The 18,001-nt window shown below is 64.5% G+C and carries 18 protein-coding genes and 2 pseudogenes; 11 read left to right on the top strand and 9 right to left on the bottom strand.

Annotation, left to right across the window (positions count from 1 at the left end; translation table 11 throughout):
- Nucleotides 1-80: 80 nt before the first annotated feature.
- Complete coding sequence (lspA, locus tag GGR47_RS17640) at nt 81-605, top strand: signal peptidase II (protein WP_064311259.1); 525 nt, start codon at nt 81-83, stop codon at nt 603-605.
- Nucleotides 606-679: 74 nt separating this feature from the next.
- Here lspA and GGR47_RS17635 read toward each other — a convergent pair whose 3' ends face one another.
- The 7 genes from GGR47_RS17635 to GGR47_RS17605 form a co-directional block, all read right to left on the bottom strand.
- Nucleotides 680-1,261: a class I SAM-dependent methyltransferase gene (locus GGR47_RS17635; RefSeq protein WP_232318420.1), complete on the bottom strand. Its 582-nt coding sequence runs from the start codon at nt 1,259-1,261 to the stop codon at nt 680-682.
- Nucleotides 1,262-1,386: 125 nt separating this feature from the next.
- Nucleotides 1,387-2,676 (bottom strand): sodium:proton exchanger, encoded by a 1,290-nt coding sequence (locus GGR47_RS17630; RefSeq protein WP_198161971.1) that lies wholly within the window; start codon nt 2,674-2,676, stop codon nt 1,387-1,389.
- Complete coding sequence (locus GGR47_RS17625) at nt 2,673-3,020, bottom strand: DUF190 domain-containing protein (RefSeq protein WP_064311318.1); 348 nt, start codon at nt 3,018-3,020, stop codon at nt 2,673-2,675. The genes GGR47_RS17630 and GGR47_RS17625 overlap by 4 nt, the downstream gene beginning before the upstream one ends.
- Nucleotides 3,021-3,034: 14 nt before the next feature.
- Nucleotides 3,035-6,316 carry an efflux RND transporter permease subunit gene (locus GGR47_RS17620; protein WP_084445250.1) on the bottom strand — a complete coding sequence of 1,094 codons (3,282 nt, stop codon included), beginning with the start codon at nt 6,314-6,316 and terminating at the stop codon, nt 3,035-3,037.
- A 3-nt stretch (nt 6,317-6,319) separates the two neighbouring features.
- Entirely contained in the window at nt 6,320-7,492 is a 1,173-nt protein-coding gene (locus GGR47_RS17615) for an efflux RND transporter periplasmic adaptor subunit (protein WP_064311257.1), read from the bottom strand.
- Nucleotides 7,489-8,832 carry a TolC family protein gene (locus GGR47_RS17610; protein ID WP_064311256.1) on the bottom strand — a complete coding sequence of 448 codons (1,344 nt, stop codon included), beginning with the start codon at nt 8,830-8,832 and terminating at the stop codon, nt 7,489-7,491. The genes GGR47_RS17615 and GGR47_RS17610 overlap by 4 nt, the downstream gene beginning before the upstream one ends.
- Entirely contained in the window at nt 8,829-9,149 is a 321-nt protein-coding gene (locus GGR47_RS17605; RefSeq protein WP_147036290.1) for a hypothetical protein, read from the bottom strand. Before GGR47_RS17605 ends, GGR47_RS17610 begins: the two co-directional genes overlap by 4 nt.
- Before the next feature lie 250 nt (nt 9,150-9,399).
- Here GGR47_RS17605 and GGR47_RS19400 point away from each other — a divergent pair.
- Nucleotides 9,400-9,657, top strand: a pseudogene (locus GGR47_RS19400) (hypothetical protein); the annotation flags it as partial.
- On the opposite strand, the gene GGR47_RS17600 reads toward GGR47_RS19400, so the two are convergent.
- Nucleotides 9,634-10,733, bottom strand: a protein-coding gene (locus GGR47_RS17600) for an IS3 family transposase (protein WP_147036294.1) whose coding sequence is annotated in 2 segments (ribosomal slippage) — nt 9,634-10,472 and nt 10,472-10,733 — 1,101 coding nt in all. Because the reading frame shifts where the segments join, the coding sequence is not laid out codon by codon here. The pseudogene GGR47_RS19400 and the gene GGR47_RS17600 overlap by 24 nt on opposite strands.
- Before the next feature lie 386 nt (nt 10,734-11,119).
- Here GGR47_RS17600 and GGR47_RS17595 point away from each other — a divergent pair.
- Nucleotides 11,120-12,037, top strand: coding sequence for a cation diffusion facilitator family transporter (locus GGR47_RS17595; protein WP_064311253.1), 918 nt, complete (start codon nt 11,120-11,122; stop codon nt 12,035-12,037).
- Nucleotides 12,038-12,097: 60 nt separating this feature from the next.
- Here GGR47_RS17595 and GGR47_RS17590 read toward each other — a convergent pair.
- Nucleotides 12,098-12,406, bottom strand: a pseudogene (locus GGR47_RS17590) (efflux RND transporter permease subunit); the annotation flags it as partial.
- A 247-nt stretch (nt 12,407-12,653) separates the two neighbouring features.
- Between GGR47_RS17590 and GGR47_RS17585 the strand changes: the two are divergent.
- The 8 genes from GGR47_RS17585 to GGR47_RS17550 all read left to right on the top strand — a co-directional run.
- Nucleotides 12,654-12,986 (top strand): ArsR/SmtB family transcription factor, encoded by a 333-nt coding sequence (locus GGR47_RS17585; protein WP_042469209.1) that lies wholly within the window; start codon nt 12,654-12,656, stop codon nt 12,984-12,986.
- Nucleotides 12,987-12,997: 11 nt separating this feature from the next.
- Entirely contained in the window at nt 12,998-13,426 is a 429-nt protein-coding gene (gene arsC, locus GGR47_RS17580) for an arsenate reductase (glutaredoxin) (RefSeq protein WP_064311251.1), read from the top strand.
- Complete coding sequence (locus GGR47_RS17575; protein WP_042469213.1) at nt 13,426-14,712, top strand: arsenic transporter; 1,287 nt, start codon at nt 13,426-13,428, stop codon at nt 14,710-14,712. The genes arsC and GGR47_RS17575 overlap by 1 nt, the downstream gene beginning before the upstream one ends.
- 225 nt (nt 14,713-14,937) lie before the next feature.
- Entirely contained in the window at nt 14,938-15,141 is a 204-nt protein-coding gene (locus GGR47_RS19195) for a GNAT family N-acetyltransferase (protein WP_338112067.1), read from the top strand.
- Complete coding sequence (gene arsH, locus GGR47_RS17565; RefSeq protein ID WP_042469215.1) at nt 15,141-15,917, top strand: arsenical resistance protein ArsH; 777 nt, start codon at nt 15,141-15,143, stop codon at nt 15,915-15,917. Before GGR47_RS19195 ends, arsH begins: the two co-directional genes overlap by 1 nt.
- Nucleotides 15,918-16,124: 207 nt before the next feature.
- Nucleotides 16,125-16,394, top strand: a complete 270-nt coding sequence (locus tag GGR47_RS17560; protein WP_042469217.1) for an HU family DNA-binding protein — start codon at nt 16,125-16,127, stop codon at nt 16,392-16,394.
- A 261-nt stretch (nt 16,395-16,655) separates the two neighbouring features.
- Nucleotides 16,656-17,423, top strand: coding sequence for a hypothetical protein (locus GGR47_RS17555; RefSeq protein WP_042469218.1), 768 nt, complete (start codon nt 16,656-16,658; stop codon nt 17,421-17,423).
- 183 nt (nt 17,424-17,606) lie between these two features.
- Nucleotides 17,607-18,001: helix-turn-helix domain-containing protein (locus tag GGR47_RS17550; RefSeq protein ID WP_246343130.1), on the top strand; the 395-nt coding region annotated here is incomplete at its 3' end.

Raw genomic sequence — 18,001 nt, 5'->3', positions numbered from 1 at the left:
CCCCCGCTTCGCTCGCGCACACTGGCCGGCATGTCGCGCATCCGCGACGGGCGCCAGGACCTCGCGGGTACGCAGCGGACATGAAAGCGGGCACGGCCACGCTGCTGATCGCCACGGGGGCCGCGCTAGACCTGGCGACCAAGGCATGGGCGCGGGCTGCGCTCGAACCCTATGGGCCGGCGGGCGATTTCCTGCCCTTCGTCTCGCTGCGCCTGACCTTTAACGAGGGCGTGTCGTTCAGCCTGCTCGCCTCTGATGGCGACGTCGGGCGCGCCCTCCTGATCGGGCTCACGGCAATCCTGACCCTCGGCCTTGTCGCGTGGGCCTACCGCTCGCAGGGCTGGCAGCGCACGGCCTTAGCGGTCGCCGCGGCCGGCGCCGTGGGCAATCTGATCGACCGCGCCGCACGCTGGTCTGTAACCGACTTCCTCGGGCTGCACTTCGGGAGCTGGCACCCCTTCGTTTTCAACCTCGCCGACGTGTGGATTTCGCTCGGGGTCGGGCTACTGCTGCTCGGGCCATACTTACCCGCAAGAGGATCGACGGCAGAAGCGTTTCGCCGGAATGGCGCTGAACGCCCGGCAGCTACGGACGGAGGGCCGTGATGACAGAGAGTTCTCGCGACAGGCGCCCTTGATGGAGGCAACCGTCCGCCCCCGCCTTTTCGGCTGATACCGAGCTAAGGCTTGTGTGCCGAGTAGATAGAAATGGAGCCGGTCGGCGTTGATATCGACTGGCGCTCGATCACGCGATCGAACCCCGCCGCGGCGAACATGCGGGGTAGCACGCCATCAGCGTTCGGCTGGGTGTTCGCGAACCCGTCGAGGCGCTGAATCTGCCGAAACAGAGCCCGCATCGTCCGGCTGCGCTGCTCGCCATAGTCGGCAACGAAACGCGCGCCGCTTGGCCGCAGAACGTCAAATATCGCGTCAAGGATCGCCCGTTTTATGACAAGCGGGCATTGATGGAATATCAATCTCGACACGACCTTATCGACCGGCTCGATCCCGGTCCTCGCCAGCTCGTCACCCATCGCCTCGGTCCATTCGATCGCGGCGCGCGTTTTGGCTGCCTTCGCGTGGGCGATCTTCAACACGGACGGGTCGGGGTCCACCCCGATAACGCGCGCGGCCGGGCATTGCCGCTTCACCATGATTGCGAAGCTGCCCGTCCCGCATCCTACATCTAGAATCGTTTCGCTCGGGCTGGGGGCCGCCAATTGCAGCAGCGCGGTTCGCCATCGGCGCTCGCGCGTCAGCAACGCTATCGCATGATCGTATAGACCGGTCAGCTCGGGGCGGCCCAGCGCGGCACGTAATCGCGATCGAGGACGACGGGGTGCCGCTGTTTCATCCTGCCAACGGTTCCATCGTCATTGCCGAAACATCATGCATTTTCTCCCCGATGCCTTTGAGGTCGAATGGCACCCACGAGTCCCGCCAGATACTTGGCGTTCAAAGCAAAGAGCCCGCCGGCGAGCACGATGTAAAACCAGCCGAGTGCGGTCAAGCTGGCGACAGTGCGTGCCTCATCACCCTGCCAGGCTACAGCGAGCACGACCTGAACGATGAATAGCCCGGCAAGCGCTGCCGCCCCAAGCAAGCTCAGCCCGAGGCGAAGTAGGAGGGCGATGCCGAACAGCGACTGCGCCGCGGTCAGGAAGAACTCCTCATGCTGGCGCGCGTCGAGTGGTAAACTCGAAAGCTGGCCCGCACCTAGACTGACGGCGAGGGGCAACATGCCGACCAGCAAGGTCCACTGGTTGATCTTGTCGGAAATCATCGTCGCTAAGCCCTGTTCGGACCGCCTCGCCAACACGAAGAGAATGGCGACTGTGACCGCGGGGGCTTCGCTGGCGAGCGGCGCGAGCCATTGGATCAGCAGGAACTCGTCGAACCCGAGCTGACGGCCGGAGTCGACCATCGCTTCGGCGAACGGCTCCGCCGACGCGAGGATTACCGCGGCTGCCACCAAGGTCAGTCCGCCCATGACAAGCCATTGGCGCGTCGGAGAGAGCAGGGTGAGCGCAGCCGCAGGACCGGGCTCGTCATCATCGTCGTCGTCGCTGCCCGCGCCTTCACCCTTGTCGCTCGCTCGCCACATATACAGGCCGAACAAAGCAATGAGCAGGACCGTATCGACGATGCTGATTGCGTCCTTCAAGAGGACGCTGAACGCATAAAGGCTGGGCACGAGGAGGAAGAGGATCTCGACCCGGTTGGCGCTAGAAAGCGAAATTGCGCGTTCGCCTGTCTTGCGCCAATGAAGCAGCACCAGAAGCGGCCAGGCGATGCCGACCAGCAGCCGGTTCGCACCGGTCATATTTGCTGCCGCATAGTGGACGTAATTGGACCCTGGATTAGCCCCAGCCGAGTAGGCGTAGTAGAAGTCCACGGCATATTCCGGGAGCACGGTGATCAGCGCCACGATGGCGACGATCAGGCCCGCGGAGATGCGCGACTCCGCGGCTTCCGCTCCCCATGACAGGTAGAAGCCGGCTGCCAGGATGGCAGCGCCGAACAGCATGGCGTCGAGCAGAGGGTTTGGCCGCCACCCCTCGATCCTCAGAATAATGGCTGGGATCATGGCAAGCGCGGTTAGCGCGACCAGCATGACGAAGCGGCGCAACGATGCTGGATGCGCCTCCGAAGGGAAGAGATCGACTTGCCTCATCATCGTTTCGCCCCTCCGTTGTGGTCAGCGTCGGCCGTCGGGGTAATGATCTCGACCGCCTCCAAGGTAATCAGTCCGATCTCCGGAACGTCGGCGAGCTGGGTCGCAAACGAACGCAGCCTAGGGTCTTCGTCGACGATCTCGACGACCACGGCGCGGTCGCTTTCGAGCACATGGCGACGGTGGACGTGCGCCGATCGGCCGAATCCGATGAGCGCCTCCAGGACCGTCACTCCGGCAAGCCCGGCGTCTCGCGCCCGAGAGGCGACAACCTCATAGACCTTGCGATCTCCGACATAGGCGGCCTCGTCGGTGTAGATGCGGAGCAGTCTGGCTTGCTGGTTCATGCTTGGCTCCATTTTCATATCGTGCCCGGTCCAGGGAGCTGGTGCGCTCCCCCGCCGTCGTGCGGTTCGGGATCATGCCGTGCGGGATCACCGCGCTTGCTCGCCCGCTCGCCCCAGCCGAGCACCACCCGCGCAATGGCGGGAAGGACGAGCAGCGTCAGGATGGTGGCGGCGATTAGGCCGCCGATCACCGTCGTCGCCAAAGGCTTTTGCACCTCGGCGCCGGTGCCGTGCGCGAGTGCCATCGGCACGAAGCCGATCGCCGGCACGAACCCGGTCATGACAACCGCGCGCATCTTGTCCGCCATGCCGTTGCGGATCGCCTCGGCGATCGGCGCGCCGTTCTCGATACGCTCCCGGATCGCGGTCATCACGACCAGTCCGTTCAGCACGGCAACGCCGGCAAGGCAGATGAACCCGACCGCGGCCGACACCGAAAAGGCGATGCCGGTCAGCGCGAGCGTGAACACACCGCCCGCCAGCCCTAAGGGCACGGCCAAGAATACCGCCCCGGCGCGCGCGAACCCGCCCAACGCCATGTAAAGCAACCCGAAGATGGCAAGGAAGCACAAGGGCACCACGACCGCGAGCCTGCGGCTCGCATCCTGGAGGCTCTGGAACTGTCCGCCCCATTCAAGATAATAACCGGCAGGCAGCTTCACCCGCGCGATCTTGGCTTGTGCCTCTGTGACGAACGACCCGGCATCGCGACCTAAGAGGTTGACCTGGATGGCGAGGCGACGTTTGCCGTTCTCGCGCCTGATCTCATTCAGCCCCTCGGTGACGCGTATCTGCGCCACCTGGGCAAGCGGCACCTGCTGGCGCGCTTGGCCGGCTTCGCTGGGCAGCAACACCGGTAGCGCCTGAATTTCATCGAGGTTGATTCGTGTAGCCTCGGGCACCCGCACGGTGATGTCGAACCGCCGGTCGCCCTCGTAGAGCAACCCGGATTCGCGACCGCCCAACGCCGCGGAGACGGTATCGGCGACTTCCCTAACCGTCAGGCCGTAGCGCGCGATGGCGGCGCGATCGAGCTTGACGTCGAGCGTGGGCGCACCGCCAACCTGGTCGGCCTTGACGCTGCCCGCTCCGGGGATCGACTGTAGAATGCGGACCATCTCGCCAGCGGTCTGCGCCATCTTGTCGAGATCGTCGCCGTAGAGCTTGATCGCGACGTCTCCGCGCACGCCGGCGATCAGCTCGTTGAAGCGGAGCTGGATCGGCTGGCTCATCTCGTAGAGCTGACCGAGCTGACCCCGAGACGCTTTCTCAATCCGCTCGATCACGTCCGCTTTGGTATGGACGCCTGCCGGCCACTGATCCTGCGGCTTAAGAATTACATACCCGTCCGACATATTCTGCGGCATGGGGTCGGTCGCGACCTCGGCCGTGCCGGTTTTCGAGAACATCAATTCGACCTCGGGCAGCTTGGTGACGGCCGCTTCAACCTCGCGCTGCATCACCAACGACTGTTCCAGGCTGACGGATGGCACGCGTGTGGACGCGAGCGCGATGTTCTTCTCGTCGAGCTGGGGGATGAACTCGCTTCCCAGAAGCCCGAACGCGGGGATCGCCGCCAGAAAGAATGCCAGGCCGCCAAGGATGAACGGCCACGGGCGCGCAATTGCCTTGTCGAGGAGCGGTAGATAGCGTGCCTTGGTCTTGGCGATCAGCCACACTTCCTTCTCGGCGACGCGGCCCCGGATCAGCAGCGCGACCATCGCGGGCACGAAGGTCAGCGCGAGGATGAACGCGGCGACAAGCGCGAGCATGATCGTGATCGCCATCGGCGAGAAGGTCTTGCCCTCAACGCCGGTGAACATGAGCAGCGGCGCGAACGCGAGCAGGATGATTGCCTGCCCGAACACGGTGGGCTTAATCATCTCCTGGGAGGCCCGCATGGTCTCCTCAAGCCGCTCGCGAAGGGTGAGGAGCCGCCCCTCATGCTCCTGCCGGTGCGCGAGCCTCGCCAGGCAGTTTTCGATGATGATGACCGCGCCATCGACGATCAGGCCGAAGTCGAGCGCGCCCAGGCTCATCAGGTTTCCGGGGACGCGAAAGGCGTTCATCCCCATCGCCATCATCAGGAACGAGAACGGGATCACGAGCACCGCGATCAGCGCCGCGCGCCAATTGCCGAGCAACAGAAATAGCGCCGCGGCAACAAGGATCGCGCCCTCGGTCAGGTTACGTTCGACCGTCGCGACCGTGGCACTGACGAGCTTGGCGCGATCGAGCACGATCTCGACTTCGACGCCCGGCGGCAATGTTTTCCCGATCTGATCCAGCTTCGCGGCCACGTCCTGCGCGACGATCCGACTGTTTTGGCCGATCAACATCAAAACGGTGCCGATCACGGCTTCCTTGCCGTTCACGCTGCCCCCGCCGGTGCGAAGATCGCCCCCGCTCTCAACGTTGGCGATCTGTCCCACCGTGATCGGCACGCCGCCTCGGGTGGCAGCGACGGCGTTCTTGATCTCGTCCACCGAGCGCACCCGCGCGTCGAGGCGCACGAGATAGCCTTCACCGCCGCGATTATAGTAGTTAGCGCCTACCGCCAGATTGGCGTTCTCCAGAGCCTCACCAAGCTCGCTGTAGGAGATGCCGTAGGTGGAGAGCTTCACCGGATCGGGTTCGACCACGAACGTCTTGGCATATCCGCCGATCGAGTCGACGCCGGCCACGCCGGGAACAGAACGTAGCTGCGGCCGGACGATCCAGTCCTGCACGGTGCGCAGGTATCCGGCTTGTTCAACCTCGTTGGTCAGCCGCTCGCCTTCCGGCGTCAGATAGCTCCCGTCAGACTGCCAGCCGGGCTGGCCGTTCGCGCTCCTGGCTCCTTTTCCTCCCGGATTGGCGAAGCGGACCGTATACATCACGATTTCGCCGAGCCCGGTGGTCACGGGGCCGATCTGCGGCTGGACACCATCGGGAAGCGTGTCGCGCGCCTGGGTCAGCCGCTCGCCTACCTGCTGCCGCGCGAAATAGAGGTCAGTGCCTTCGGAGAAGATCGCACTGACCTGGCTGAAACCGTTGCGCGAAATCGATCGGGTCGTCTCTAGGCCGGGGATGCCGGCAAGCGCGGTCTCGATCGGATAAGTGACGAGCTTTTCCATTTCGACCGGCGAAAGACGCCGATCGACCGTGTTGATCTGCACCTGGTTGTTGGTGATGTCGGGCACGGCGTCGATCGGCAGCTTGGTGAGCTGCCAAACACCGATGCCGGCGATCCCCAAAATTATGAACAGAACCGCCCAACGCGCGCGGACAGCCAGCGCAATGAGATTGACGATCATCTGTTATTCTTCCTCGCCCGCGCCCTTGCCGAGTTCGGCCTTGAGCAGGAATGCGTTCTTGGTGGCGATGGTCTGACCCGATGCGAGACCGGACACGATCTCGATGCGGCCGGCGCTGCGCTGCCCGGTGGTGACGGGGACGGCTTTGAACCCCTTGGGCGTGCGGACGAACACCACGTCGCGAGCATTGAGCGATTGCACCGCCTCCTCGGGCACCACGATCGCGGTCGATGCACCGCTGCGGCTCGGAAACAGCCGCACGCGCACGGCCAAGCCCGGCTGAAGCCGACCGCCGATCACGTCGAGCACCGCGGTCGCAGCGCGAGTTTCGCCGCTCAAGGTCGGCGTCACGGCGCGAACACGGGCGCTGGTCGTGGATCCGTCTGGCAGGTCGATGATCGCCCTGTCACCAGGCGCGAGCCGCTGCGCGTCCGCAGGTCCAACCGCCGCCTCGATCTGTATCTGACTGGAATCGGCGACGCGGAACAACTCGGTCTCCGGTTGCACGAACGCGCCCAGGCTGACATTTTCCGATGTCACGCGTCCCGCGATTGGAGAGGCGACGACGACGCCGCGCCCGTCGCTGGTGACATTGGCCGCTCCTGCCGCGACGCTCGCACGCCGCGCCTCGGCCGCCGCTGATGCGGCTTCCGCCTGCGCCGTTTCGAGGTCAACACGCGGCGAGACCTTTTGGCCGTAAAGATAGCGTTCGCGCGCAAGGTTGCGTTGGGCAAGAGTCGCTTTCGCCGCGGCCGCTGTCCGGTCGGCCGCGATCTGGGCGGCGTCGCGGCTTTCGACGATCGCCAGCGCCTCGCCGCGTCTGACAGGATCGCCCAATCGTTTGAATACCCGCGTCACCGCGCCCCCCGCGCGCGCCGTCACGATCGCCTCGCCCGTGGGCGACGGTGCGACCGTCGCCTGGGCCACGATCTCGGCCGCCAACCCGCCTGGATTGACGGTTTCGGTGGTGACGCCCGTTCTCTTCATCATCTCGGCGCTCATCGGGAGCGTATCGCTCGGCGCCGCCTCCGCTTCGGCCGCCTCGGACTTGCCACCCTCGGGCGCGGGCGCGGCCGGGGTGTCGGCCGTCCATCGTGCGACGGTGAACCCGCCCGCCGCCGCAACGAGCACCGCCGCTGCCACGCCGCCCAACAAACGCTTGTCAGATAAGATCATCGAATATCTCCGGGGATGGCGGGGCGCGCACTCGAGGGCGTCTGCTCGGCCGATAGGGTGGCTGGCGCGGTGAGCCGCGCCAGGCGGGCCTCCGCGTCGCGGTATGTGGCAAGGGCGTCGATCGCTGCGGCGCGCGTTTCGCGAAGCGTCCGCTCGGCCTCCAAAAGATCGAGTTGGCTGAACTTGCCCGCCGCGTAGCCGAGGCGTGCGATGCGGGCGGCCTCCGCGGCTGCGGTCAGCGCCGGTCCTCCCGCCGTGCGCGCGGTCGTCGCGGCATTGGCAAGCTCGGCCTGCGCGCTCGCGATCGACCGATCGGCCTCTAGCAACGCCACCCGGCGTAGCGCCTCCGCCTGGGTTGCCTGTGCCTGGGCCTGGGCAATGGCCGCGCGACCATTGTTGAACACCGGAAAGGGGACCGACACGCCGAATACCGCCGCCACATCGTTCGTTGCCTCAAGTCGGCGCGCGCTCGCGCTCACCGTCACGTCGGGGATGCGCTGCGCCCGCGCGAGCCGGACCTGGGCGCTCGCGGTGCGCGCGTCAGCATTGGCCGCTGCCAGCGCCAGCGTGCCCTCGGCCGAGATAAGCTGGGTGGGTCCGTAGCCGCCGATCCGCTCGAACCAAGCCGTATCCAGCGGCCCGGTCACGGGCTGGCCGATCAGCCTCGCCAGGTTCGCGCGCGCCACCTCGGCAGTGCGCGCGGCCCGTTCCACCGCGGTCTCCGCGTTGATGCGAAGCACCTCGGCGCGCTGTTGCTCGATCGGCGACGCCGCGCCTGCTGTCACACGCACCCGTGCCGCCCGCGCGCCCTCAGCCGCAAGGCCGGCTTGCTCGCGTGCGACAATCAACCGCCGCTCGGCCGCCGCAGCCTCGATGTAGCTCTGCGTGATTGAGAGTGTGAGGTCGGCGATCGCGATGGCCGCGCCGATCCGCGCCCGGTCGATCTGCGCGTCCGCGACCGCGACTCGCGCCGATCGCTTGCCGCCAAGCTCGATCGGAAGCGCCAAGCCCGCGGTAGTTTCCGCGCTGCGGAGTCCGCGATATTCGCCGCTGCCGGCGACGTTCTCGGTTTCGACGACGATCTCGGGGTTGGGGCGAAGCGCCGCCACGCGGCGACCAGCCGTCGCGGCCTGTACGCCTGCAGTTCCGGCCGCAATCGAAGGAGAAACGGCGCCGCCAAGCGCCAGAGCGCGCTCAAGGGTGAAGGGAGGCTCCGAAGGCACGGCCGATGACGGTGCGGACGTCTGCGCCAGTGATCCCGACACGGGGAATGCGAGGAGCAGAACTGCGACTAGGCTCTTCCTCTTCCAGCTTTTCTGTCGAACTTGGTGCTTGCTCATCCGATTTCCCGCGATTCATGTCGCAGGTTGCGCTCATGCAACCTACAGTCTCTAGAGGAGCAAGCCCTAATTTCGCTGCTGTGCTTTCCCATCTCGAAACTGGGGCGAAGGGCGACGACGACCCGGCGTGCGGTCACGGCCTGCACGCCGGCATTGCTGACCACCAGCGGATGGAATGCAGCGCCGCCCGGTGCGAGCGCGCGTTCAAGGATGAAGGGCGGATCGGTAGCGGCCTGGGATGGCCGCGCGGCCGTTTGCGCCTGCGCTATCGAAGCGCCTGACGCGATGGCCATAAGGGCCGCGATGACACGGGACATGAATGATCGTCTCCTGACAAACCTGGAAGCCCGTGCGCGCGCACAGGTGCTAGGGGTTCGTCAGGCTTGTGGAGGCCGTAAAGCCGGGTCGCTCGTCGCGGGCGTGATCGACCCTTGATCCCACGACAGCGGGCACACGCGCATTGCGCTCGCCGAGAACACGGGGGCGGGCGTCACCGGCACGCCGATGTGGTCGCCATGGCAAGTCACATGATGGTGCGGATAACCCTTGTCGGAATCGGCTGGCACCGGCAAAGGCGTCGCCGCGCTCCAGGAAGCCGGCCTTATTAACATCGCGCCGCTCACGGACGTGCCACGGCTGTCGGTTCTAGGCGTGTTCCCCACCTGGCAATCGGTGCTGGCGCAACTTCTGATGGCTGAGCTGCCCCCTTCTGAGTGGTCCATCGACTATGACAGTCTGGATCATGGTGAGCCTCACCCCGTCTTAGGTCCGGTCTTTATGAGAAAACCGGCTCTCTTTTCGTCAGGGCAGGCATGCCTGCCCTGACGAAAAAGCGCGCTCCATCGGGGTCTGGTTGCCGAGGGAGCTATGCGGACGGTGCTCGTTGTAATCGCGCCGCCACGCCTCACATTCTACCCGTGCGTCGTCCAAGCTCAAGAACCAGTATGCGTTGAGGCATTCGGCCCGAACGCGGCCATTGAACGCCTCCGCGAACGCATTGTCGGTCGGCTTGCCGGGGCGGCTGAAGTCCAGCACTACATCATGCTGATAGGCCCATAGATCGAGATCCTTCGAGATGAATTCCGGCCCATTATCCAGACGTATGCGCTTGGGGCGACCGTGTGCTGCGGCAATGCGGTCGAGCGTCTCGACCACGTCAGAGCCACGATAGCTCGTCCGTACATCGAGCGCTGGCGACACGCGCGTGAAGTTGTCGACGATCGACAGCACCCGGATCTTGCGCCCGTCGAACAGCTGGTCCGACAGGAAATCCATCGACCAGCACTCGTTGGGCGCCGTCGCCGGCGTCCGGTCATCGCGCAGCTTCGCCTTCACCTTGCGCTTGGGCGTCTTGTTGCGCAGCTGCAGCCCGAGTTCGCGATACAGCCGATGAGTGCGCTTGTGGTTGATCTCCCAGCCTTCCCGCCGGAGCAGCACATGGATGCGTCGATACCCGTAGCGAACACGGGTCGCAGCCAACTCCTTGATCCGCATCTTGAGGCCGGCCTGATCGAGGCGGCGGGACTGATAGCGCTGGGTCGATCGATTGATCGGAAACGCGCCGCAGGCTCGCCGTTCGCTGACCTGGTAGCTCGCCTGCAAATAGCCGACGATCTCCCGGGCTCGACCAGGCCCTACATTTTTCGGCGGATGACGTCCTGCAGCATCTCCTTGTCCAGGCTGAGGTTCGCCACCAGCCGCTTCAGCCGGACATTTTCCTCCTCCAGCACCTTCAGGCGCTTCATCTCCGACGGCATCAGACCTCCGTATTTGCTGCGCCATCGATAGTACGTCTGGATCGAGATGCCGGCTTTCCGACACACCTCCTCCACGGTCGTTCCATCCTCGGCCTGCTTGAGGATGAACGCGATCTGCTGCTCGCTGAACCTCAACTTCTTCATTGACGGATTCCCTCGTCCGGCATCTGCCAAACCTAACCGGGAATTTCTCACAAAGAACGGACCAATCTGGAGGGCTCAGGTCAGCCCCGGACTTGGAGGTCATCTCCATGTCACCGCATTCATCAAGGACTTGGCTAACCCATACAGCGTCGACACACGTTGGAACGGCACTCTTTCAACAAGGGTAAGGCGTTTAGTGCCGTTCAGCGCGTCGATCGCCGATGTGCCTATTGAGAGAGTGGAACACATCGACGTCGAGTATCGCTCTGGTCATGATTATCGAACCCGGAGCGTTACAACGTGAGGGTTTATCGTAACTCAATCTGCGCACCCCTTCTCGAACGGGTTGTGGGGCCGTTCATTTCTGAAACTTGGGAAACTTCCTGATGCCGCACGATCATGGCGCAGCCGGCCATAGCCACGACCATACGGCGGGCGCCAACGCGAAGATGCTCACCTGGGCGCTGGGGCTGACCGCCACCTATCTCGTCGCCGAAGTAATCGGCGGGTTCGTTTTCAACAGTCTCGCGCTGCTCTCCGACGCCGCGCACATGATGACCGATGTCGCGGCGCTCGTGATCGCGCTGATGGCGATCAAGCTCGGCGGCAAGTCAGCCGACGAAAAGCGGACGTTCGGCTACCGGCGGTTCGAGATATTGGCGGCGGCGTTCAACGCCGTGCTGCTGTTCGTCATCGCTATCTATGTGTTCGTGGAGGCGATCAAACGCTTCAATGCGCCGCAGGAAGTCCAGTCCTGGGGCATGATGGCGGTCGCGGCGATCGGTCTCGTCGTGAACCTGATTTCGATGCGGCTGCTGACAGCGGGCAAGGACGCCAGCTTCAACGTGAAGGGCGCCTATCTGGAGGTGTGGGCCGACATGATCGGCTCGATCGGCGTGATTCTTGGCGCGCTCGCCATCAAGTTCACCGGCTTTACCTGGATCGATCCCATCGTCGCAGTAGCGATCGGGCTGTGGGTGCTGCCGCGGACGTGGATATTGCTCCGCGATACGACCAACGTGCTGCTCGAAGGCGTGCCGGGTGGACTGAAGCTCGGCGAGGTCCGCACGGCAATCGCCGGCGTTCCCGGCGTCGCCGGCCTCCACGATCTTCACGTCTGGTCGATGAGCAACGACGATGTGAGTTGCACGGTCCATGTCGTGCTGAAGGAGGGCGCGGACGTCGATGCCACTCGCACCGCTGTCCAGGCCGTCCTTCTGGAAAAATACGAGATCGAGCATAGCACGATCCAGACCGAAGGGTCAGATCGTCAATGCGGGGACGAGGACCATCTTCATCGTTAGTCGGTGAAGGATGGGAGGCGTCGCGGAACAGAACCGCAACGCCTCCCACTCTCGCGACTGTCAGGCCGAGGATAAGGCCGTGTCCGTCCGGCGTCGCGGCCTCAACCGCGACACCCAGGCGGTGATCGCCGGCAGCACCAGCAGGGTCAGCACGGTCGATGTGATTAGACCGCCGATCACGACGATCGCCAAGGGCCGCTGCACCGCGGCGCCAGTTCCAGTGGCAAGCGCCATCGGCAACAACCCGAGCGACGCCACCATCGCGGTCATCAGGACCGGACGCACCCGTTCCATCGCGCCATCGGCGATGGCCTGTTCCTCGTCCTGACCATCTTCCAGATGCTTCCCGATCGCGCTCATCATTACGAGATCATCGCCAGCGCCAAGCAAGCGTTTATCAACGATCATATCGATCATTGCCCTGTTCATGCCGAAGAAGGTGAGGGCACGAAAGTCGCGGTGGAGCAATTCCGCGCAATCTCAAAATACTGGTAGCCGCAACAGGGTCGCTGCTTGTCGCATCAACCAAGCCCTGGCCCCAACCATCCCGGCCAACGACCGGTAAGGCAGGGTATACGGGGCTGGACACACCAAGCATATCCATTATGCTGGATATATGGAAAACGAGGATGCCATCTCGGCGCTGGGTGCTCTTGCACAAGGAACGCGCCTTGACACGTTCCGCCTCTTGGTACGGCACGAACCGGATGGTTTGGCTGCCGGCGATATCGCGCGTCAGCTCGACGTGCCGCAGAACACCCTGTCGGCGCACCTCGGCATCCTCGCCCGCGCTGGCCTGGTCCGCTCCGCACGGCATAGCCGCTCGATCATCTACCGTGTCGATCTGGACGGCCTGCGCGCGCTGACGCTGTTCCTCGTCAAGGACTGCTGCGCCGGCAATGCGGAGCTGTGCGCGCCGCTCGTCGCCGAACTCACCCCCTGCTGCTGAAAGGACGCCCTGTGGCCGTCGATGTCGTCGTCTATCACAACCCCGAGTGCGGCACGTCGCGCAACACGCTCGGCCTTATTCGCAACGCCGGCATCGAGCCGCACGTGGTCGAGTATCTGAAAACCCCTCCAGCCCGCGCGTTGCTGGTCGAGCTGATCGATCGCGCCTGCATGACACCCCGCGAACTGCTGCGCGAGAAGGGGGCGCCCTATGCGGAGTTGGGCTTGGGCGACACGTCGCTATCCGACGACGCGCTGGTGGACGCGATGATGGCGCATCCGATCCTCATCAACCGGCCGCTGGTCGTATCGCCGCTCGGCGTGAAGCTCTGCCGGCCCTCCGAAGCCGTGCTCGACCTGCTGCCGACCAATCAGCTCGGAGCGTTCGCAAAGGAAGACGGCGAGCAAGTGGTGGACGCATCGGGCCAGCGCGTCGCCTGATGCTCCTTGCTGTCCTGATCTTCGTTGCGACGATCGCGCTCGTCATCTGGCAACCCAAAGGCCTCGGGATCGGGTGGAGCGCGATGGGCGGGGCCGTCGTGGCGCTGCTTGCAGGCGTCGTCACGCTGTCCGACGTGCCGGTGGTGTGGGGCATCGTCTGGAACGCGACAGCCGCGTTCGTCGCGATCATCGTTATCAGCCTACTCCTCGATGAAACCGGATTCTTCGAATGGGCGGCGCTCCATGTCGCGCGCTGGGGGAGGGGGCATGGTCGCCGGCTGTTCGTTCTGATCGTGCTGCTCGGTGCGGCGGTGTCCGCGCTGTTCGCCAACGACGGCGCGGCGCTGATCCTGACGCCGATCGTCATCGCCATGCTGCGGGCGCTGGGCTTCAACGACAAGGCGACGCTGGCGTTCGTCATGGCGGCGGGGTTCATCGCCGACACCGCCAGCCTACCGCTGGTCGTGTCGAACCTCGTCAACATCGTGTCGGCCGACTTCTTCCGGATCGGGTTCGGCGACTATGCGTCCGTGATGGTGCCGGTCGACCTGGTGTCGATCGCAGCGACGCTTGGCGCGCTGCTGCTGTTCTTCCGGCGCGACATACCGGCGGATTATGACGTAGGCGCGCTGCGCGCGCCGCGTGACGCGATCCGCGATGCCGCGACATTCCGCGCGGGCTGGATCGTTCTTGCACTGCTGCTCGCCGGCTTCTTCCTGCTCGAACCGCTCGGCGTCCCTGTCAGCGCCGTCGCCGCTGCCGGCGCGATCCTGCTGCTGGTGATCGCGGGGCGAGGCCATGTGATCCCAACGGCCAAGGTGCTGCGCGGCGCACCCTGGCAGGTCGTGATCTTCTCGCTCGGCATGTACCTGGTCGTCTATGGCCTGCGAAACGCCGGCCTGACCGACCATCTGGCAGCACTGCTGGATCGCACCGCGCAAGGCGGCGTGTGGGGCGCGGCGCTAGGAACGGGCGTCATCGCAGCGGTCCTGTCGTCGGTTATGAACAATATGCCGACGGTGCTGGTGGGCGCGCTCTCGATCGACGCCACGCACGCGAGCGGCGCGATCAAGGAAGCGATGATCTACGCCAATGTGATCGGCTGCGATCTCGGCCCCAAGCTGACGCCGATCGGCTCACTCGCGACGCTGCTCTGGCTCCATGTCCTCGGGCAAAAGGGCGTGCGGATCGGATGGGGCTATTACTTCCGTGTCGGCGTCACGCTCACCGTACCGGTGCTGCTCATCACGCTCGCGGCGCTTGCAATCAGGATTAGCATCGCATGACCAGAACGGTCGCCACGTTGCTCGAACCTGCCGGTCTGGCTGGCTTGGCACAATTGCTCGATGCCGCGGACCTGCCGAGTGCCGATATCGCCGATCCCGGCCGCCTGATCATCCGGATTGAGGCCGATAGCCTCGTCGGTTTCGGTGGGCTCGAGGGAGAAGGGTCCGACCGCTTGCTCCGCTCGATCGTCGTCGTCCGATCGACGTCGACATGGCCTCGGGCGGGTGTTGGTCGCCGCCCTCGAACGACAGGCACACGACCTCGGGGTGGAGCGCCTGCACCTCCTGACGACCACGGCCGCACCATTCTTCCGGGCGCTCGGCTATGCCGATGCCGATCGCGGCGCTGCTCCCTCGGCCATCGCCGCATCGCGCGAATTCACCGCACTGTGCCCCGCGTCGGCCGCCTACCTCGTGAAAGCCCTCTGATGCCGCTCCGCACGCTCGCCGATCCCAATATCATGCCGGCGCTCGATCCGGCCTATGCCATCCAGCGACCCGCCGTGAGGCTCGGCCCGCTCGATCCCGCGCCGCGTATCCTTCTGCTCTACGGTTCGCTGCGCGAACGGTCCTTCTCCCGGCTGTGCGTTGAGGAAGCGGCACGCCTGCTCCGGTTCTTCGGCTGCGAGACGCGCATCTTTGATCCATCGACCCTGCCGCTGCCTGACCAACATGCTGGCGACGACCATCCGGCCGTCCACGAGCTGCGCGAGCTGTCCTTATGGTCGGAAGGGCAGGTGTGGTGCAGCCCGGAGCGGCATGGCCAGATCACGAGCATTATGAAGCTTCAAATCGATCATCTGCCGCTTTCTATGGGCGGGATGCGTCCGACACAGGGGCGCACGCTGGCGGTCATGCAGGTGTCGGCCGGATCGCAATCGTTCAACAGCGTCAACACGCTGCGCGTGCTGGGTCGCTGGATGCGAATGATCACGATCCCGAACCAATCGAGCGTTGCCAAGGCGTTCAACGAGTTTGATGACGCGGGGCGCATGAAGGCGTCCAGCTACTATGACCGGATCGTGGATATGATGGAGGAACTGGTGCGGTTCACGGTGCTGCTGCGCCCGCACGCGGTTCAGCTTGTTGATCGCTACTCAGAGCGGAAAGCGGCGGGCGTGCCAATCGACCGCGCGACCGATCTGTCGAGCATAGCGATTGCGGCCAAACCGCGTGGCCGGCACGCCGTCAAGGCAGGCGGCTGATGCGACGTTTGCCGAAGCGAGCCACGCTAATGTGGTCCCGCCGGCTAATCCGGCTTGTGCTCTGCGCTTTGAGAAACCTACGGGTTTCAACCTGCGTGGCCGGCCTCCCCAGGCGTCAGCTGGATCGTCGAGCGCTACCTGTCTTGCGCTGACGCGATTATCGCTTCAGGTCGCTACAGCGACAGATGAAGGGGAGCGTGCTTGACGATGAACACCAAGGATCTGGCCAAGGACGTTGCCGCCAAGCGGGGCGTCACCGAGAAGCAGGCCCTCGAGGTCATGGCTGGGCTCCTCGAGGGTATCGCGGAGGCGGCCGCCAAGGGTGAGGAGATATCGCTTCCCGGCTTCGGCAAATTCAAGGTGAAGGACACGCCCGAGCGCTCCGGGCGCAATCCGTCGACCGGCGAGGCGATCACGATCGCGGCGTCGAAGAAAATCACATTCACGCCGGCCAAGGCGCTTAAGGACCGACTGTAGGCTCGACAGCACCGGCCGGCGTCGCCCGGCCACGTGTTGGATGTTCACGAATTATTCGCTATCTAAGGCGTTGGAGAATGACAGGCGCGTGAACACTGCCAAATCTATGCGGCTGGCCCGGCAGGTGAAGGGGAGGTTCGGCACGTGGGCGGCCGTGCGTCAGGCCTCGCGCGTCGAGAACGGCGTATATGTGGTCGATCCAAGCGCTGGCGGTGACCGCGACAGCAAGGATGTAGCGGTTCCCGCCACGGCGTAACGGCCGTGACGTTCAGCTACTCGCTGTTCCTCGCACTGCTGCTGCTTTTCCTGGGGCTCTGCTTCTGGGCAGGGTGGCGCGTCGGCGAGCGCACCGATTTCCTCAGCCCAACCCCGGACCGGCCGAACTCTACGGTGACGCTGTTCATCGTGGTGTTCGGCACCATCGCAGGGCACCTTCTGGGAACCGGCTTCTTCGCCGCCCAGGCGGCATGGTGCCGGGCGACAAGCGTCTGTTTCGACCCCGGCTTCGATCCAAATATCTATCGCGCGCTCGCCCGCGGCGGCGCTGGGGCACGCGATGCGTCCGACCTCGCGCTGGAAATGTGGCTTTTCGCGATGCTCCTCATCGGAGCCGCGACGGGCTCGATCGCGCACTGGTTGGTGCAGCGGGAAGCAGTTAGCGGGAAGACCGACGCGATCGCGTTCGGCTGGCTCAACCCGGCCGTCCAAGCGGTCAAGAAGGGAGACTCGTTTGTCGTCGCCTATGTGCTGACAAAGACGAGCCACGAGTGCTTCACGATCGCATACGAGGGCACCGTCCAGCAGCTCGCGCTGGACGAGGAACAATCGATCAGGTTCGTCGTCCTGAACGACGTCGACCGATTCCTCGTCAAGATATCTGAGAACGGCCTCGAGCGTGTGGACGCGCCGTCGACGCCGATCACGCAGCTTCAGATCACCGCGGTCGAGATCGCCAACGTCGCGCTTGAGGTAGTACGGGCGCCAGACATGGATGTTGCGGCAATCGAGGCTGAAGACGCGGGTTCATAACGCGGCGTTCGAGATCGTCAGACGTCCGTCAGACCTGTCTCCATCCATAAAGTCTAAATCCAAAAAGCTCTGCATTTAACATAATCAATGTTATCGGACTAGCAAATTGTAGGTGCTAAGTAGAAATGACACTCCTCCGCTAGATAGAAAAGGCACAACGAGTGCCAGCGGGTCGCCGGTGTCATGGCCATCCTCGGCAGCGAGGATGTGCAAGCGATGACGGTGCTGACAATGAGTGCTGCCGAGGTGAGCCGGTACGACACGCTGATGCGGCTCGACCGCGGTGAGATCAGGGTGGCGGACGCGATGGCGCTGCTGAGGCTTGAGCGTCGACAGATCTACCGGTTGCTGGAGCGACTTCGGCAGGACGGCGCAGCCGGGCTCATATCCCGCAAGCGTGGGCGTCCGAGCAACCGGCGTTACGGCGATGCCGTTCGTGATCAGGTCGTCAGCCTCGTGCGCGAGCAGTATAGCGGCTTCGGGCCGACGCTCGCGCGCGAGTATCTGGCCGAGCGGCACGGCATCCGAATCTCGTGCGAGACGCTGCGGCAGATGATGATGGCAGCGGGGCTGTGGAA

This window comes from Sphingomonas aquatilis (assembly GCF_014196115.1).
Classification (GTDB): domain Bacteria; phylum Pseudomonadota; class Alphaproteobacteria; order Sphingomonadales; family Sphingomonadaceae; genus Sphingomonas; species Sphingomonas aquatilis.
The sequence above is the reverse complement of the archived record's forward strand: the minus strand, read 5'-3'. Positions and strand labels throughout refer to the sequence as shown.

What these genes read in the sequence shown, in the direction of transcription:
- lspA (WP_064311259.1), top strand. Translation starts at nt 81, where the DNA reads ATGAAAGCGGGCACGGCCACGCTGCTGATCGCCACGGGGGCCGCGCTA.
- GGR47_RS17630 (WP_198161971.1), bottom strand. Translation starts at nt 2,676, where the DNA reads ATGATGAGGCAAGTCGATCTCTTCCCTTCGGAGGCGCATCCAGCATCG.
- GGR47_RS17625 (WP_064311318.1), bottom strand. Translation starts at nt 3,020, where the DNA reads ATGAACCAGCAAGCCAGACTGCTCCGCATCTACACCGACGAGGCCGCC.
- GGR47_RS17620 (WP_084445250.1), bottom strand. Translation starts at nt 6,316, where the DNA reads ATGATCGTCAATCTCATTGCGCTGGCTGTCCGCGCGCGTTGGGCGGTT.
- GGR47_RS17615 (WP_064311257.1), bottom strand. Translation starts at nt 7,492, where the DNA reads ATGATCTTATCTGACAAGCGTTTGTTGGGCGGCGTGGCAGCGGCGGTG.
- GGR47_RS17610 (WP_064311256.1), bottom strand. Translation starts at nt 8,832, where the DNA reads ATGAGCAAGCACCAAGTTCGACAGAAAAGCTGGAAGAGGAAGAGCCTA.
- GGR47_RS17605 (WP_147036290.1), bottom strand. Translation starts at nt 9,149, where the DNA reads ATGTCCCGTGTCATCGCGGCCCTTATGGCCATCGCGTCAGGCGCTTCG.
- GGR47_RS17595 (WP_064311253.1), top strand. Translation starts at nt 11,120, where the DNA reads ATGCCGCACGATCATGGCGCAGCCGGCCATAGCCACGACCATACGGCG.
- GGR47_RS17585 (WP_042469209.1), top strand. Translation starts at nt 12,654, where the DNA reads ATGGAAAACGAGGATGCCATCTCGGCGCTGGGTGCTCTTGCACAAGGA.
- GGR47_RS17575 (WP_042469213.1), top strand. Translation starts at nt 13,426, where the DNA reads ATGCTCCTTGCTGTCCTGATCTTCGTTGCGACGATCGCGCTCGTCATC.
- arsH (WP_042469215.1), top strand. Translation starts at nt 15,141, where the DNA reads ATGCCGCTCCGCACGCTCGCCGATCCCAATATCATGCCGGCGCTCGAT.
- GGR47_RS17560 (WP_042469217.1), top strand. Translation starts at nt 16,125, where the DNA reads ATGAACACCAAGGATCTGGCCAAGGACGTTGCCGCCAAGCGGGGCGTC.